16 protein-coding genes are annotated in these 16,827 nt (G+C 56.1%); all 16 read left to right on the top strand.

Annotation, left to right across the window (positions count from 1 at the left end; translation table 11 throughout):
- Positions 1–144: 144 nt before the first annotated feature.
- Positions 145–1,938 (top strand): hypothetical protein, encoded by a 1,794-nt coding sequence (locus AC0QKW_RS03095; protein ID WP_473149589.1) that lies wholly within the window; start codon positions 145–147, stop codon positions 1,936–1,938.
- A 207-nt stretch (positions 1,939–2,145) separates the two neighbouring features.
- Positions 2,146–2,922, top strand: a complete 777-nt coding sequence (locus AC0QKW_RS03100) for a class II glutamine amidotransferase (protein WP_473149590.1) — start codon at positions 2,146–2,148, stop codon at positions 2,920–2,922.
- Between the two features lie 327 nt (positions 2,923–3,249).
- Positions 3,250–4,284 carry a sulfonate ABC transporter substrate-binding protein gene (locus AC0QKW_RS03105; RefSeq protein ID WP_473149591.1) on the top strand — a complete coding sequence of 345 codons (1,035 nt, stop codon included), beginning with the start codon at positions 3,250–3,252 and terminating at the stop codon, positions 4,282–4,284.
- A 114-nt stretch (positions 4,285–4,398) separates the two neighbouring features.
- A complete protein-coding gene (locus AC0QKW_RS03110) occupies positions 4,399–5,505 on the top strand; it encodes a sulfonate ABC transporter substrate-binding protein (RefSeq protein ID WP_473149592.1) in 1,107 nt (368 codons plus the stop codon).
- A 188-nt stretch (positions 5,506–5,693) separates the two neighbouring features.
- Positions 5,694–6,836 carry an FMNH2-dependent alkanesulfonate monooxygenase gene (gene ssuD, locus AC0QKW_RS03115; protein WP_473149593.1) on the top strand — a complete coding sequence of 381 codons (1,143 nt, stop codon included), beginning with the start codon at positions 5,694–5,696 and terminating at the stop codon, positions 6,834–6,836.
- Positions 6,837–6,965: 129 nt separating this feature from the next.
- Positions 6,966–8,150 carry an acyl-CoA dehydrogenase family protein gene (locus AC0QKW_RS03120; RefSeq protein WP_473149594.1) on the top strand — a complete coding sequence of 395 codons (1,185 nt, stop codon included), beginning with the start codon at positions 6,966–6,968 and terminating at the stop codon, positions 8,148–8,150.
- A gap of 87 nt (positions 8,151–8,237) precedes the next feature.
- A complete protein-coding gene (locus AC0QKW_RS03125; RefSeq protein WP_473149595.1) occupies positions 8,238–8,468 on the top strand; it encodes a hypothetical protein in 231 nt (76 codons plus the stop codon).
- 72 nt (positions 8,469–8,540) lie between these two features.
- Positions 8,541–9,134 carry a peroxidase-related enzyme gene (locus tag AC0QKW_RS03130; protein ID WP_473149596.1) on the top strand — a complete coding sequence of 198 codons (594 nt, stop codon included), beginning with the start codon at positions 8,541–8,543 and terminating at the stop codon, positions 9,132–9,134.
- 263 nt (positions 9,135–9,397) lie between these two features.
- On the top strand, positions 9,398–10,372 hold the full coding sequence (locus AC0QKW_RS03135) for an aliphatic sulfonate ABC transporter substrate-binding protein (protein ID WP_473149597.1): 975 nt from the start codon (positions 9,398–9,400) through the stop codon (positions 10,370–10,372).
- A gap of 142 nt (positions 10,373–10,514) precedes the next feature.
- Complete coding sequence (locus AC0QKW_RS03140; RefSeq protein ID WP_473149598.1) at positions 10,515–11,339, top strand: ABC transporter permease; 825 nt, start codon at positions 10,515–10,517, stop codon at positions 11,337–11,339.
- A 124-nt stretch (positions 11,340–11,463) separates the two neighbouring features.
- A complete protein-coding gene (locus AC0QKW_RS03145) occupies positions 11,464–12,531 on the top strand; it encodes a taurine ABC transporter substrate-binding protein (protein ID WP_473149599.1) in 1,068 nt (355 codons plus the stop codon).
- A gap of 97 nt (positions 12,532–12,628) precedes the next feature.
- Positions 12,629–13,465, top strand: a complete 837-nt coding sequence (locus tag AC0QKW_RS03150) for an ABC transporter ATP-binding protein (RefSeq protein WP_473149600.1) — start codon at positions 12,629–12,631, stop codon at positions 13,463–13,465.
- A gap of 112 nt (positions 13,466–13,577) precedes the next feature.
- Positions 13,578–14,384: an ABC transporter permease gene (locus tag AC0QKW_RS03155; RefSeq protein ID WP_473149601.1), complete on the top strand. Its 807-nt coding sequence runs from the start codon at positions 13,578–13,580 to the stop codon at positions 14,382–14,384.
- A gap of 117 nt (positions 14,385–14,501) precedes the next feature.
- The gene (locus AC0QKW_RS03160) at positions 14,502–15,275 is read left to right on the top strand and encodes an ABC transporter ATP-binding protein (protein ID WP_473149602.1); all 774 of its coding nucleotides are present in this window, start codon (positions 14,502–14,504) and stop codon (positions 15,273–15,275) included.
- Between the two features lie 107 nt (positions 15,276–15,382).
- A complete protein-coding gene (gene ssuE / locus AC0QKW_RS03165; protein WP_473149603.1) occupies positions 15,383–15,934 on the top strand; it encodes an NADPH-dependent FMN reductase in 552 nt (183 codons plus the stop codon).
- Between the two features lie 14 nt (positions 15,935–15,948).
- Positions 15,949–16,752, top strand: a complete 804-nt coding sequence (gene ssuC / locus AC0QKW_RS03170; RefSeq protein WP_473149604.1) for an aliphatic sulfonate ABC transporter permease SsuC — start codon at positions 15,949–15,951, stop codon at positions 16,750–16,752.
- Positions 16,753–16,827 lie beyond the last annotated feature (75 nt).

Consider the following 16,827-nt stretch of genomic DNA (forward strand, 5'->3'; position numbering starts at 1 on the left):
CTCTCCAGTAAAATTGTTGAGCTTATTAGATTATCAGTGAAGGCATACCCTCTAACTCCTGATGGGAATTTATGATTTCTGCAAGCCATGTCATTAAGTGAGGGCGTTACCATATGGCCAATGTAACTTTCGTTTAGATTATTTATGAATGAAGCTTTTATTGATCTGGATGAATTGGTAGCGCTTTGTAGAGACAGGTTGGCCAAAAAGTTTATTCAGGAAGCTGTCGCTTGCTACCGAGCAGGGGCATATCGCTCTTGTATAGTTGCAACGTGGAATGCGGTAGTATTCGATTTCCTTTACAAGATGCGAGAACTAGAGCTGCTAGGCGATGGTGAGGCAACTAGTTTATTGCAGAAATTTGAAAAACTAAGGTCAGAAAAGAAAGTAAGAGAGTTGTGGCAATTTGAACAAGAGATTCCAAAATGGTCGCTTGAAAAGTTTGAATTAATTTCACATCCGGAAAGACCTCACATTGAAAGATTATTTGAAGATCGGAGCTTGTGTGCTCATCCTTCTATGGCATCTCTAGAAGAACCTTTCGAAGCTACAGCAGAATTAGCCCGCTGCCATCTAAGAAGTGCAGTAGTTTATCTTTTGCAGCGTCCGCCTGTTCAGGGGCGTGCGGCTCGTGACAGGATTTTTCAAGATATTCAGTCTGAAAATTTTCCTAAAGATCCAGAGTCTGCAACACAATATTTTCAGAAAGGGCTGTTAGCTCGTGCACGTCCTAGCTTGATCAAAGATGTTGTAATCGGGTTGACCATCAGCCTTTTAACGGAGGAAAGACCAGAAGATGAAAGAATACGCCAGTTCTCTGCATTAAATGCTGTTTCAAGTTTATATTCTCAACAGACTAGAGACATATTAAATGAGAGGCTTTCTGATATCATCCTTGGGAAGGTTACTGATGCGAACTGGAATAAGGTGATTATTTACCTTGGAAGCGTTAAAGCTTGGGATAAGCTTAGTGAGCCATGCCAGCTGAAAGCCAGCATCTTCATTGAAAAGGTTGATGTATTTGAAACATTTTCAAGACGAAAGCTCTCTCCTGAAAACGTCAAAGTATTGCTGAATGCAGCACGTTTACGATTTCTGGAAGGATCTGTAACAAAAAAACTACAACTTCCACTACAGGAGTTAATTCTACTAAAAGACTTTTGCCAGAATGAGTTGCATGACAAATCGCTTCAAGAGCTTATAAGACCATTGCTAGAAGAGAATGTCGCACAAGCTGATTTAGATGATCTACTTGCAATGAAATTAGGAGATAATGATCCACTCAATGAAAAGATTATGCCATATTTGGTTGAAAAAATTGAAGAGGCTTCTTTAGAAGAATTGATACAAGTCAGGCGGAAAGATAGATCATTGAATGAAATTGTTGAACCAGTCCTGAAAATTAGAATCCATGAATCTGATTTAAGTGAGTTGCTAGAAGCCTTGCAATGGACAACTCGACGAGATCGAGAAGAAATTACGAGCAAGTTTGAAGATCATATGATAAAGCTCATGAATGGCATGCCTCTTGACGAGTTGATCACACTTAAATCGAGAACTACTCATAGTAACGAGCTATTTGACAGAATATTCAAATCTCTTTTGAGGAGAGATCCTTTAGTTGTTATAGACTTGTTCGCAAAATCTGGTTCATTTAGAAATGCAGATTTTAACGTCGGTTTGCTGACTCAAGTTTCTGATATTCTAACCGCTGAACAGTGGGAAAGTGTATTGGCAGCTTTTTGCAACAATAACCAGATCTACGATTCATTTTACTGTCCAGGTGTTTTTTGCTCTCTATTCAAAGAATCTGTTGAACGTTTCGGATTTGTGCAACATTATTGGTTATCCTTTAGAAAAAATCTTGATAAATTCGGCAGCGATGAGTACATTGACAAGCTAAAGTATGTTATTGATTCATATCCTGAACCAGCATGAATTTACTAGCGTCCCAATAATCCGATTAGAATGGAACGAATGAGGCTATTGGCGTTGAAAAAATTATTGGCAGCCGCTCAATCGAAACGTTAAAGATTTCCTGAAATTCCGTTCAAGATTAAGCTTTATAAGGATTGAGGTTGAGTAGGTAGATATCGCCAATTACAATTTTGGGGTGCGATCGCAACAAAAGCCCAACCACTCACCATGTGCCAACTCCTGGGGATGAACTGCAATGTGCCGACGGATATTTGCTTCTCCTTTGAGGGGTTTTGCGCACGGGGCGGCAAAACCGACGACCACAAAGACGGGTGGGGCATTGCGTTTTTTGAAGGGCTAGGCTGCCGGGTCTTTCTCGATGACAGCCCCTCTAGCACCTCCCCCGTGGCGGCCTTGGTACGCCAGTACCCGATCAAATCCATGAACGTGATTGCCCACATTCGCAAGGCTACGGTAGGGCCGGTGGGGCTAGAAAACTGCCACCCCTTCAAGCGCGAACTGTGGGGCCGCTACTGGGTGTTTGCCCACAACGGCGATGTGCCCACCCTAGAGACCGACCCCGAGGGCATCTACCGCCCCGTGGGCCAAACCGACAGCGAGCGGGCCTTTTGCCTCATTCTCAACACCATCCGCCAGCGCTTCCCCGATCGCAAACCGCCTGTCGCCGACCTCCACGCCGTGCTGCGAGAAGTCACTGCCGACATCGCCCAGCACGGCATCTTTAACTATTTGCTCTCAGACGGCGAACACTTTTTTGCCCACTGCTCCACCAAGCTCTGCTACATCGTGCGCCAGGCCCCCTTCGCCGCCGCCCACCTGATCGACGAAGACATCACAGTCGATTTTCAAGAGCTGACCACCCCGAGCGATCGCGTTGCCGTCATTGCCACCACCTCCCTCACCGACAACGAAGCCTGGACGCCCATCCAGCCCGGTGAGCTGTTGGTGTTTCAGGATGGGTTGCCGCTGCTGGAGCTGACCTGACATTCCTTGGCGATGAACCCAGAGATGCGGTTAGCGCCGTAGCCAGTCTAGAGGGAGCCTAGCTAGATCAGCGTTCGATATCCGAACGATTGTAGGGTTTTGAAATGTCTTGCATAACGTGACTGTGGCGGCATTCCGGCCTCCTTGGCTGAGGCTTTGGGGTGCGATTGCCCAAAAAAAATCGAACAGCAAATAAATTAAACTTTGATTTCATTTGTAACTGGGTTTACTTGAATTTCAAATAGACTGCGTGCCATACTGCGCCATCAAACATCGGTAAATCGATAGAGGTTTCGGTGTTTGTGACAACCTCGCAGAGGCGCAGCTATGGCCGCAAAACCATACCCTTCTAAATCCTGGAGCTTGACCCGGCGACAATCGCTGAAATCGCTGGCGTACCTCTTTGCTAGCGGCTTTGGGATCAGCACCGTGGCTACCGCCTGTAGCCGCGACACCACTACCAGTGTCGAGCCCCAGCCCGCCGTTACCCAGGCCAAGGCCACCGTCCTGCGAATTGGCCACCAAAAGTTCGATCCGTTCATTTTGATCAAAGCGCGGGGTGGGCTAGAAGAACGGCTCAAAACCTTTGGCACCCGTGTCGAGTGGATTGAGTTTCAGTCGGGGCCACCCCTGCTCGAAGCCCTCAACGTGGGCAGCATCGACATTGGCCGTACGGGCGATGCGCCGCCGATCTTTGCCCAGGCGGCAGATACCCCCTTTGTCTACGTGGGCAGCGGAGCGCTGCGCCCGAAAAGCTCCGCCATCATTGCCCCGGCCAACTCGCCCCTGCAAGCGATCGCCGATCTCAAGGGCAAGACCGTGGGCTATCAGCGGGGGTCTAGCGCCCACTTCTTTTTCGTGCAGGCCCTAGAGAATGCCGGGCTTACCCTGGACGATGTGGAGTCAGCTAACTTGTCGCCCGCCGATGCCCGTGCCGCCTTTGAGCAAAACAACATCGATGCCTGGGCCATTTGGGATCCCTTCTACGCCGCCGCAGAAAAGCAGCTCAATGCTAAAACCCTCACCACCAACGAGGGGTTAGCCCCCAATCGAGAGTTTTTCTTGGCGTCGAAGGGGTTTGTCGCCGACAACGAGGCCCTGTTGGTGGCCCTGCTCGAAGAAACCGCTGAGGTGGCTCAATGGGCTGACAATAATCCCGCCGAAGTCGTCGAAGTGCTGGCCCCCATCACCGGCCTAGACCCGGAAATTCTGGACGTAGTTACCCGGCGGCGTAGCTACAGCTTTGACTCTGTGCCGCCCGAGGCGGTCGCTGAGCAGCAGCTCATCGCCGATGTCTTCTACAAGCTAGAGCTGATTCCCAAAGCCGTGCGTGTCCAAGACGTGATCTGGACACCCGGATAATCCCCGCACCGTAGGTCACATTCGTTTGCCTGCCTCAGCCTAGGTGAGTTGTAGAGACCTACGCTACCTCGAATCCATTTCCCCATCCATTGCCATTACACAGTGAGCGCACCCATGAATTTTGACAAGGCGGAGTTTGAAAAGTCTTTGCAGATTGTTCCTCGTTATCCCCACGCCTACAGCCAGGCCCCGGCCTTTAAAGGGCTGGCCTCCCGGCGTAGATTTCTGCGTCAGGGCGGCATGTTCTTAGGCGGTGTGGCTCTAGCTGGTGCAGTGGGGGCTTGCAGCGGCGAATCTACGCCCCAGGCCGAGACCGGGACGACCCAAGCCAGTGCCCCAACTCCCGGCACCACTGCCACCAAGCAACTGCGAGTGGGCTATCAAAAGTCATCGACGGTGCTGAACCTGCTGAAAAACCAAAAACTTCTAGAAAAACGCTTCGAGGCCGAGGGCTTCCCCATTACCTTTAACGAGTTTGCCGCTGGCCCCCAAATGCTGGAGGCGCTCAACGTCGGCAGTATCGACATTGCCTATACTGGCGAAACCCCGCCGATCTTTGCCCAGGCTGCCGACGCCCCCCTAGTTTACGTCGCCTGGGAAGACGTAGGCTCCCTCGCCGAAGCCATTTTGGTTCAAGAAGATTCGCCGATTCAAACCGTGGCTGAGCTAAAGGGCAAAAAAGTGGCCCTAAACAAGGGTTCCAACGTTCACTACCTGCTGGTCAAAGCCCTGGAAGAAGCGGGCTTACAGTACAGCGACGTGGAAACCGCCTACCTGCCTCCCGGCGATGCCCGCTCGGCTTTTGAGCAAAAGAGCGTCGATGCCTGGGTAATTTGGGACCCCTTTCAGGGAGCGGCAGAAAAGCAGCTGGGGGCCAGAATTCTGCGCGATGGCAAAGGCATTGCCCGCAATCGCGGTTTTTATCTCTCGACTAAGTCCTTTGCAGACGGCCAGCCCGACGTGCTCAAGGCGGTTTTAGAAGAGGCCGAAACCATCAGCACCTTTGCCAAAGAGAACCCCGTAGAAGTCTCTAAATTTTTGTCGAATGAGCTGGGCATTCCGACCGACGTGCTAGAGCTGGTGGAAAGTCGGCGCGGCTACGGCATTCAGCCCATCACCGACGAGGTGGTGGCTTACCAGCAAGACATTGCCGACACCTTTTACAAACTCCAGCTGATTCCCAAAGAAATTGATGTGTCTACCGCGATCTGGAACGGCTAGACCTCACCGAGTTTGGCGCGGGGGGCCGATACAACTCTCTCGAAACTGCAGAGTGCGCTTCTGACTCTATCTCCTGCGCCTTTTCTCTTTAAACCCCCCGTTTGAAGGGGGGCAGGGGGGGATCCCCACAATCGTCTTGCAACCAGCAGACCTCTCTTATTCAAAAACCTCTTCACCTTTCATTTGCTATGAGTCTCGACATTCACTGGTTTATACCGACCCACGGCGATGGCCGCTACCTGGGCACGGCGGTGGGCGGTCGCGCCATTACCGCTGAGTATTTACGACAGCTGGCCGGCGCGATCGACCAGCTGGGCTACGCCGGGGCGCTGCTGCCCACGGGCAAGTCCTGCGAAGACGCCTGGATTACCGCCGCATCGCTAATTGCCGTTACCAAGCGGATGAAGTTTCTGGTGGCGATTCGCCCCGGCATTTCTTCCCCCGGCATGGCGGCTCGTATGGCGGCCACCTTCGATCGCATCTCCAGTGGCCGCTTGCTGGTGAATGTGGTCACAGGCGGCGATCCCTACGAACTGGCTGGCGATGGCCTGCACCTGAGTAAGCAAGAACGCTACGAACTCACGGGCGAATTTCTCGAAGTCTGGCGCGGCGTTATGCAGCAGCAGGTGGTGGATTTTGAGGGCCAGCACCTGACGGTGAAAGGTGCAAAGCTGCTGTTCCCCCCCGTGCAAGCCCCCTACCCGCCGCTGTATTTCGGGGGTTCCTCGGCGATCGCCAAAGAAATTGCGGCCAAGCACGTAGACCTGTATCTCACCTGGGGCGAACCCCCGGCTCAGGTGGCCGAAAAAATTGCCGAAGTGCGCCAGCTGGCCGAAGCCCACGGTCGCACCCTGCGCTTCGGCATTCGCCTCCACGTCATCGTGCGTGAAACCAATGCCCAGGCCTGGGATGCCGCCAACGACCTGATTCGCTACCTGGATGACAACACCATTGCCGCCGCCCAGAAAGCTTTAGCCAATGCCGACTCCGAGGGCCAGCGCCGCATGGTCGCCCTCCACAGTGGCCGCCGCGACAGCCTCGAAATTAGCCCTAACCTCTGGGCTGGCGTCGGCCTGGTGCGTGGCGGGGCCGGTACTGCTCTGGTCGGCAACCCCGACACCGTCGCCCAGCGCATGCAGGAATATATCGACCTGGGCATCGACACCTTTATCTTCTCCGGCTACCCGCATCTCGAAGAAGCCTACCGCTTCGCCGAACTGGTCTTCCCCAAACTGCCCCTGGAGAACCTGCCCACGGTGGCCCCCAGCCGCTACGTCAGCCCAATTGGCGAAATTATTGCCAACGAGAAGGTGCCTGCTCCGGCGAGTTAGGTGGGGAGTGGGGGGTGGGGAGTAGGGAGTGGGGAGTGGGGAGCAAACCCTACTCTTCCAACCCGTATCTCCTACCCATCCACCCTTACCGCTCACCCCCTCACCCCCTACCCCTTACCCCCTACCCCTATGCCTGTCCTCGAACGTCTCGACAAATCCACCATTCTCGCTACCGCCGCTGCCCTGTCCCAGGAGCTGGCTGCCAATGCTGTGGAGCGCGATCGCGCCGCTGGCACCCCCACCTACGAAGTCTCTCGTTTGCGCGATACTGGCCTGCTCTCCCTGGTGATTCCTGCCGAGTATGGCGGGGCTGGGGCCGACCTGGTAACGGTGTACCGGGTGATCAAAGAACTCGCCAAGGCCGATGGCTCGATCGGGCAGCTCTACGGCAACCATGTGGGGCTGGTCACGCTGGCCCATGCGATCGGTACCGCCGCGCAAAAGGAGCGCGACTATCGCGGCACCGCCCAGCACCAGTGGTTTTGGGGCAATGCCATCAACACCCGCGATGATCGCCTCCAGCTCAGCCCCGATGGCCATGGCTTTCGGCTGAATGGCCAGAAGGGCTTTGGCACGGGCATTCCCGCCGCCGATCGCTGGGTGTTTTCGGCGGTGCAGGCGGGCGTGGATCTGCCCTTGTTTTTGGCGATTCCGAGCGATCGCCCCGGCGTCACCATCCACGACGACTGGGACAACGTGGGCCAGCGCCGCACCGCCAGCAACAGCCTCAGCTTTGACAATGTCTGGGTTGAGGCCGACGACATCTACGGCCCCCCGGCTGACCCCGACGGAGCCTTTGCCACCCTACCCGGCCCGGTGGCTCAGGTGGCCAAGGTCTACACCTACCTGGGCATTGCCGAGGGAGCCCTGGAAGCCGCCCGCCAGTATACCCAAGAGAAAACCCGCCCCTGGTTTGACTCCGGCGTCAGCGGCATCACTACCGAGCCCTACATTCTGCGCCACTACGGCGAACTGTGGACGGAGCTACAGGCCGCCAGCCAGCTGGCGGCCAAGGTCGCTGAGCAAGTGCAGGCCGCCTGGGAAAAGGGCGACGCCCTCACCCACGAGGAGCGGGGCGAAGTAGCCGTGCAGGTCTCAGCCATCAAAGCCTTCACGACCCGCGTGGGCCTCGACATTGCCAACCGCATTTTTGAGGTCACCGGCAGCCGCGCCACCGCCACCGCCTACGGGTTCGATCGCTACTGGCGCGACCTGCGCACCTTCACCCTCCACGACCCCGCCGACTACAAACTGCGCGATGTCGGCAACTGGTTCCTCAACGGCATTTACCCCACCCCGACCCAGTACTCATAACGTTCTAAACGTTCAAACGTTCAAACGTGTTGAGGCCTCCGATGGCACCACCTCGTTCTCTCAATCTCTCTACCCAAAGACCTCGCCATGACAAGTTCTACCCTGCTCAAGGCTCCACCCCGAGCCGACAACAATGCCCGCAACCTTTTCATTGTTACCCTGCCCACCCTGCTGGGGCTGCTCTGCCTCTTGGCTCTCATTCTCCTGGAGGTGACGGTCTCCAAAGCGTTTCTCAGCAACAACGCAACATTCTGGCATCAAGTCATCCACGGCTCTAATTTCAGTAGTCTTTGCCCCACCTTGACCACCCTCGACTAAGCACCCTGGCCCATTGGGGTTGCAGCCCCGCTTCCCAGAATTTGCCCCCTTGCCAACCCGAGAACAAAACCCATGACCCAAACCCTGACACCCCCCACCCCCCACCCCTCACCCTCCTGGCTGCCCATCCCCGACGAAGCCACCCTGCCAGAGGATATTCAAGCCCTCTTTGCGGCCCAGCGGCAGCAGCTAGGTCAGGTGCATCCCTACTTTGCGGGCTTTTCGCTCCTCCCGCACCACCTGCGGCTGTGGTTCGCCTACTACAACGAGGTGATGTACGGCGAGGGCGATCTCTCGATTAAAGAGCGGGAAATTGTGGCGATCGTGGCCTCTGACACCAACCATTGCAACTCCTGCGTGGTCACCCACAAAGCAGCTCTACGCAAGGTGACTGGCGATGCCGCCTTTGCCGATGCCCTGGTGAGCGATCGCAATGCCCTAGAACTAACCCCTCGGGAAAAGGCTCTGGCTGATTTTGCCGTGCAGATCAGCCAGCTCAAGCACGACCTGACCCCTGAGGATCTGGCCCCCCTGCGGGCTGCCGGCCTCTCTGATAAGGCCATTTTGACCGCAGCGGAAGTTGCCACCCAGTTCGCCCAGGCCAACCGACTCACCAAAGCCTTTGGCTGGAAAGTTGGCCCCGAATACGACCAGCTCTTTCGCTAAACCTTGCCGCTAAACCCTTGCCGGGAGGTCAGCCTGTTTTTCAGCCCCGGCATTTTCTCCTCGAATCAGGTTCCGTACCCCCGTAGGGTGGGCAATGCCTACCCGCTAACCCAAGCTCCTCACCGCCGAATCTAGCCCTTCCCCTACCCAAAATTGCTCAAGCCATGCACCGTTTCTTCAACCTTCGACTCCCCTCCCTGGCACAAATTGCCCCCTTTAATCTAGGCCGCAGGCGCTTCTGGCAACGGGGTTTGTTTGCCCTCTTGGCTACCTTTTCTGTCGTCGTTCTGCACAGCTGCGCCCAGCCCTCTAACCCAGGCGGCACCGCCAGCACTGCCCCCCCGCCCAGCGTGGTGCGCGTAGACTTTGCCTACTACAACCCCGTCAGCCTGGTGCTAAAAGACAAGGGCTGGCTCGAAGAAGACCTGGCCACCGACAACGTCAAGGTCGAATGGGTGCAGAGCCAGGGCAGCAACAAAGCCCTCGAACTGCTCAACAGCCGCAGCATCGACTTTGGCTCTACCGCCGGGGCCGCCGCCCTGCTGGGCAAAGCCAACGGCAACCCGATCAAATCGGTCTATGTCTACTCCAAGCCCGAGTGGACGGCCCTGGTCACCCGCCCCGACACCGGCATTGCCAAGGTCGAAGACCTGAAGGGCAAAAAGGTCGCCGCCACCAAGGGCACCGACCCCTATATCTTTTTGCTGCGCGCCCTTGACCAGGTAGGTCTGTCAGAACGCGATCTGGAGGTGGTGCAGCTTCAGCACGCCGATGGCCGCACCGCCCTGGAACGGGGCGATGTCGATGCCTGGGCTGGCCTCGACCCCCACATGGCCAAAACCGAGCTAGAGAATGGCTCGCAGCTTTTCTTCCGCAACCCCGACCTCAACACCTACGGCGTTCTCAACGTGCGCGAAGAGTTTGCCAATACGCACCCCGCCTACGTTGAGCGGGTGCTCGCCGCCTACGAAAAAGCCCGCCAGTGGTCGATCGAAAACCCGGCAGAACTGGAAACCATTCTCGCCAACGCCGCTGGCCTAGAAAAGAACGTCGCCGCCAAACAGCTTGAGCGCACCGACCTGTCGAACAGCGTAATCGGCACCGTTCACAAAGACACCATCATCGCCGCCGGAGACGTGCTGAAGAAGAGCGGCGTCGTGCCTGCCGACACCGATGTGAATGCCGTGGTGAATTCGCTGGTCGATCCGCAGTTTATTGAGAAGGTAGCGGTGAGGTAGGAGGAAAGTTTTGAATTTTAAGTTTTGAATTTTGAATTTCTGTTGTGCAGCGATCATTCAAAACTCAAAACTAAGCACTCAAAACTCCCTACCCACCCCTCACCCCTCATGCCTTACGCCTCACCCCCCACCCCTCACCCCCATGATCGCCCCCGCTTCCCAAACCCCCATCTCTACAGTTCCTTCCCTTTGGCGGCGCTGGTTTTCTGGCGACGGCTGGATTTCTCTGGCGTCTGTGGCGACGGTGCTGGGGCTGTGGTGGGTGGCTAGCCATGCGGGTTGGGTGAGTTCATTGTTTTTGCCGACCCCGGAGGCGGTGTTCAAAGCCTTTGTAGACATTGTGGTGAATGGCTACAAGGGTGTGCCGCTGCTCTTTCATATTTGGGAGAGCCTGTACCGGCTGGGAGTGGCGCTGGTTTTGGCAGTGATGATCGCCGTTCCCCTGGGTATGGCCTGCGGAGCTTTCGACAAACTGCGGGCGGTGGTTGAGCCGCTGATCGAGTTTTACCGCCCGCTGCCACCCCTGGCCTACTACACGCTGTTGGTGATCTGGCTGGGTATTGAGAATGCGTCCAAGATTGCGCTGCTGTTTTTGGCGGCCTTTGCGCCGCTGTTTTTGGCGGCGGTGGCGGGGGTGCAGCGGGTGCCACGCGATCGCATCCTTGGCTCTCAATCGTTGGGGGCCAACCGCTGGCAAATCTTTCGCTACGTCATCTTCCCCTCGGTGCTGCCGGATTTATTTACCGGGCTGCGTACCGCCATTGGCTTTGCCTACACCACCCTGGTCGCCGCCGAAATGGTCGCCGCCGTTTCCGGCATTGGCTGGATGGTGCTCGACGCCAGCAAGTTCCTCCGCAGCGACGTGATTTTTGTCGGCATTTTCATCATGGGCGGCATTGCCGTGGCGCTGGACTGGCTGCTGCGGTGGGTGATGCGATCGCACCTGACTTGGGTGGGGAGGGAGTGAGATGAGTTTTGAATTTTAAGTTTTGAATTTTGAATTTAGATCTGAAACTCAAAGCTCAAAATTAAGCACTCAAGATTTCTTTCTCCCCAACCCCCTACTCATTCACTCAACAAGGACACAGGCTATGCCTCTGAAACGACGTCATTTTCTATATGGATTGGCCGGTACCAGCCTGCCATTGATCGCGGCGAGTTGCGCGGGCACTACCACCACTGCTCCATCGAATAATGCGGCGGGTACGGCCAGTGCTGGGGGCAACTCTGGCAGCGCTGCACCCAGTACTATCCGCATCGGCTACCAGGTAATTCCCAATGCTGAGCTGTTGGCCAAGGCGCTGGGCTTAACCGAAAAAGCCTTCCCCAACAGCACAGTGCAGTACTCCAGCTTTGACTCGGGGCGTGATGTCAACACGGCCTTTGCCGCCAACGGCCTCGACTTTGGGCTGGCGGGGTCGGTGCCCGTGGCGGTGGGCATTTCCCAGGGGTTGCCCTACGAGGTATTTTTCATCCACGACGTAATTGGCGCTGCTGAGGCGCTGGTCGTGCGCAACGGCATTGCCACCACGAAGGATTTGGCCAACAAAAAGGTGGCGGTACCCTTTGGCTCGACCACCCACTTCAGCCTGCTGGCCCTGCTTCAGCAAGACGGCGTTGACCCCAAGAGTCTCACCCTGCTCGATTTGCAGCCTCAGGATCTGGTGGCGGCCTGGCAGCGGGGCGATATTGATGCCGCTTACATCTGGGAGCCGCACCTGACCCGATTGGTGGGGGACGGTGGCACGGTGATCATCACCTCTGCCGACCTGGCCGAGCGCGGCGTGCTCACCGCCGATGTGGGCCTGGTGAGCAAAGGCTTTGCCAGCAACCACACCGACGCTCTCCGTCAGTACATTGCTGTGCTAGATGAAGCAGTGGAGTTTTATCGCGCCAGACCTGAAGAGGCGGCAGAAGCCCTGGCCAAAGAACTGGGCCTCACGCCGGAAGAGTCGCTGGCTAGTTCTAAGGGCATAATCTGGCTCACCTCCGCTGAGCAGGCCGACGCTAAGTTCCTCGGTACGCCTGAGAAACCCGGTGCATTCGCCCAGGTGCTCAAGGATTCTGCCGACTTTTTGGTGGGGCAGAAAGCGATCGATAAGGCTGCTGACCTGGCCACCTTTCAGCAGCATCTGCGCAACGACACGCTCAAAACGTGAGGAAGAAACCAATTAAAGTTTTGAAGTTTAAGTTTTGAATTCAAGAACCAGCTCAAAGCTGAGAACTCAACGCTCACCCCTCCCCAGGCATATAACCATGTCGTTTTCTAGCCGCACCGCCAAGCCAGTCACCGCCCACCGCCCACCCGCCTCTCAGAGTGTGGTAGTGGCACTGCGGGACATTGACCTGCGCTTTGGCCAGGGTGCCCAGAGTGTGGAGGCGCTGCGAGGCATCAACCTCGACCTTACCGCCGGAGATTTTGTCTGTGTGCTGGGGGCTTCGGGCTGCGGCAAAACCACGCTGCTACGGGTATTGGCGGGCTACCAAGCTCCCACCTCTGGGGTGGTTTACGTCGACGGCAAGTTTCACAACGCCCCTAACGCCGAGGTCGGCGTGGTGTTTCAGCGGCCCAATCTGCTGCCCTGGCTTTCCATTGCCGACAATGTGGGCTTTGGCCCCAAAATGCAGGGCGAATCCGACCTTATCCGCAAGCAGCAGGTCTCCCACTACCTAGATCTGGTGGGCCTCACCGACGCCCGCCAGCGCCTGCCCCACCAGCTCTCTGGGGGGATGCAGCAGCGGGCCGCGATCGCCCGTACCCTGGCCGCCAATCCCCGCGTCGTACTGATGGATGAACCCTTTGGTGCCCTCGATGCTCTCACCCGCGAATCGATGCAATTGCACCTGCGCAAAATCTGGCAGCAGACCCAGAAGACTATCTTCTTCATCACCCACGACGTAGAAGAAGCCCTGATTCTCTCTACCCGCATCGTCGTTATGCACGCCCACCCCGGTCGCATTGCAGAACAAATTCCCAACCCCTTCCGCGACGTGCTCGACACCCTGAGCATTACTGAACTGCGCACCATGCCTGAGTTCATTCGCTTGCGGCAGCAGTTGGTGTCAGCGATTCACTCTGTGGGAAGTGGGTAAGGCAAGAAGTTTTGAATTTTGAGTTTTAAGTTTTGAATTCACTCCTAAATCAAAAACTCAAAACTTAAAACTTTACTCCCCACCCCCCTACCCCAGCACCCCCCCACTCCCCATGTTCTCTCTCACCCTCACCCGTCGCCCTACTCGCCAAAAGTTTGCCATTCCCCGCCCCCTACAGGGGTGGCTGCTGCCCATTGCGCTAGTGCTGCTGTGGGAACTGGTCTCTCGACTGGGGATAGTGGCCCCTAACCTGCTGCCTTCCCCGACGACGGTGTTGCAGACCATTCTTGATCTGGCCCGCAGTGGTGCGTTGTTTCGCCATGTGGGTATTACTCTTTACCGAGTCATTTTGGGGTTTGGCATTGGCACCCTGGTGGCAACAGTACTGGGGGCGTTGACAGGCTACTCTCGCGTAGCTCATGCCTACCTTGACCCATTGCTGCAAGCCCTGCGGAACATCCCCTCGATCGCATGGGTGCCGCTGTTTATTCTCTGGCTAGGCATCTACGAAAGCTCAAAGATTGCGCTGATTGCGGTGGGGGTGTTCTTTCCCGTTTATCTAAATCTGATGAGCGGTGTGCAAGGGGTCGATCGCAAGTTGGTAGAGGTGGGCCAAATCTACCGCTTGAGCCAGCTCCAGCTTGTGCGCCGGGTGTTCTTTCCGGCTACGCTACCGGCTTACCTAGTCGGTCTCCGCAATGGACTGGGCCTAGGCTGGATGTTTGTGGTGGCAGCAGAACTCATGGGGGCTAGCCAGGGACTGGGCTATTTGCTAATTGATGGTCAAACCACCGGGCGACCCGCCATCATTATCGCCAGTATTGTGCTATTTGCGCTATTAGGAAAGCTGACAGATTCGGGCTTAGCGGCAATTAATAAGCGGTTGTTGCATTGGCAAGATTCCTATGGGGGTGGATAGAGGTTTTGAGTCTTGAATTTTGAATGATTGCCTTGACTCAGCAACTCAAAACTAAGCACTCAAAATTCAAAACTTTCTTTAGCCCCCCACTCCCTACCCCCCCACCCCCCACTCCCCATGCTTTATATCGAGAACGTCCACAAACAATTTGACAACGGCTTTCTAGCCCTAGAAGGAATTGATCTACAAATCAATCCTGGCGAGGTCGTCAGCCTGGTGGGTACTAGCGGCTGTGGTAAAAGCACGCTGCTGCGAATTGTCGCGGGCTTAGATTTTCCGACGCTGGGTGCGGCACTAATCGATGGCGAGGTGATTACCGGGCCGCATCCTAAGGTCGGGTTCATTTTTCAAGAGGCGCGGCTGATGCCCTGGCTGCCGGTGGCGGAAAACATTCGGTTTGGCCTGCACCATTTGCCCCGTGCCGAACAGCAGCACCGCACCGACGCGGTGCTGCGCAAGGTGCATCTGTCGAACTTTGCTGAGGCGCTGCCCCGGCAGTTGTCGGGGGGGATGGCGCAGCGGGTGGCGATCGCCCGTGCCCTGGTCACCCAGCCCGATATTCTGTTGCTCGATGAACCCTTCAGCGCCCTCGACGCCTTTACCCGCACCCAGCTGCAAGATCACTTGCTGGAGATTTGGGAAGGCGACTACCCTACCCTACTGCTGGTCACCCACGATGTCGAAGAGGCGCTGGTACTGAGCGATCGCATCATCGTCCTGCGCCCTCACCCAGGCCGCATCCACCGTGAGCTAAGGATAGATTTGCCCCGACCCCGGCGGCGCAGCAGTCTAGAGTTTCAGCGACTAAAAGAGCAGTTGATTGGGGAGTTGGATCTGTCGCCTGCGGTGCCGGATTTGGTGGAACTGGGAGGGGTAGGGAGTAGGGAGTAGGGGGTAGATGGGTATGCAGGTAGGGGATAGATACGCAGGGACAGACCCAGGTGTCTGCCCTCACCTTCGAGGTCAGAGGAAAGTCCAAAATTTGTTGAGGTTTAGTCATGACAAAGATTATTGCGATCGCAGGCAGTCCCTCCCATCCCTCCCGCTCCTACGCGGTGCTAGAGGAAGCGCAGAAAATCCTAAAAGCTCAGGGCGCTGAGCTAGAGATTTTGCTAGTGCGCGATCTGCCAGCGGAAGATTTGCTCCATGCCAAATTTGACAGCGCGACGATCAGTGCCGCCACCGCCCAAGTCACCGCCGCCGATGCCGTAATTATTTCTACCCCGGTGTACAAAGCCGCCTATACCGGCATTCTCAAAGCCTTTCTCGACCTGCTGCCCCAAAAAGCGTTGGTGGGCAAGCCCATTCTGCCCATTGCCACGGGGGGGACTTTGGCGCATCTGCTGGCGATCGACTACGCCCTCAACCCCGTCCTCGGTGTTCTCGGAGCCACCCACATTCTCCAGGGTGTGTACCTAGTCGATACCCAATTTCAGCGGCTAGAAACTGGCGGCATTGAGTTTAATGATCCCGAGCTGCAAGGCCGCTTTCATAGCGCCATCACTGAGCTTTTGCGAAGCGTGCCCATTCAAGTCCCTGCTGTTGTCTAACCGCATCTACCCCCATGACCACGACCCTACGCCGTTCCACCTCCCGCCTCCCCGCCTTCCCCTGGGATAACATCATTCCCTGGGTCGTGCCCGCCGCCTTGATTGTGCTGTGGCAACTGCTGGCCCAGGTTGGCATTATCAACAGCCGCATTCTCCCAGCCCCTACGGATGTCGTGCAAGCTGCCATTCGTCTGACTCTAAGCGGCGAAATCTTTAAGCATGTCGGAATTAGCACCTGGCGTGCCGTTGTCGGATTTTTAATTGGTGGGAGTATCGGGCTATTTTTTGGTGTCTTGAACGGCGTCTCTCGCCCCGCCGAGCTGCTTTCTGATAGCTCGATTCAAATGATTCGCAATATCCCCCACCTGGCCATGATTCCCCTGGTCATTTTGTGGTTTGGCATTGGCGATGAGGCGCGGATTTTCTTGGTCGCCCTAGGCGTTCTTTTCCCTATCTACGTCAACACCTTTTACGGCATCCGTGCGATCGACCCAGGATTAATAGAAATGGGCCGTGTCTACGGCCTCAGCCGTCGCCAACTCTTCTCCCAAATCATTCTGCCCGGCGCTCTGCCCAGCATTTTAGTCGGCCTGCGCTATGCCCTCGGCAACATGTGGCTAACGCTAATTGTGGCTGAAACCATCGCCGCCAGTTCCGGCATTGGCTACATGGCTATGAACGCCCGTGAATTTATGCAAACCGACGTTGTCGTCGTCGCTATCTTGCTCTACGCCCTCCTCGGCAAACTTGCCGACTCCGCCGTTCGCTGGTTAGAGAAAGTCACGATCGCGTGGCACCCTAGTCAGAATTTGGCGTAATCGGGTGGGGAGTAATGCGTAGATCCTAACCTTCCAATCCGTACCCCTCACCCATCCACCCCTTACCCCATCCAA

The organism is Pseudanabaena sp. PCC 9330 (genome assembly GCF_055795045.1).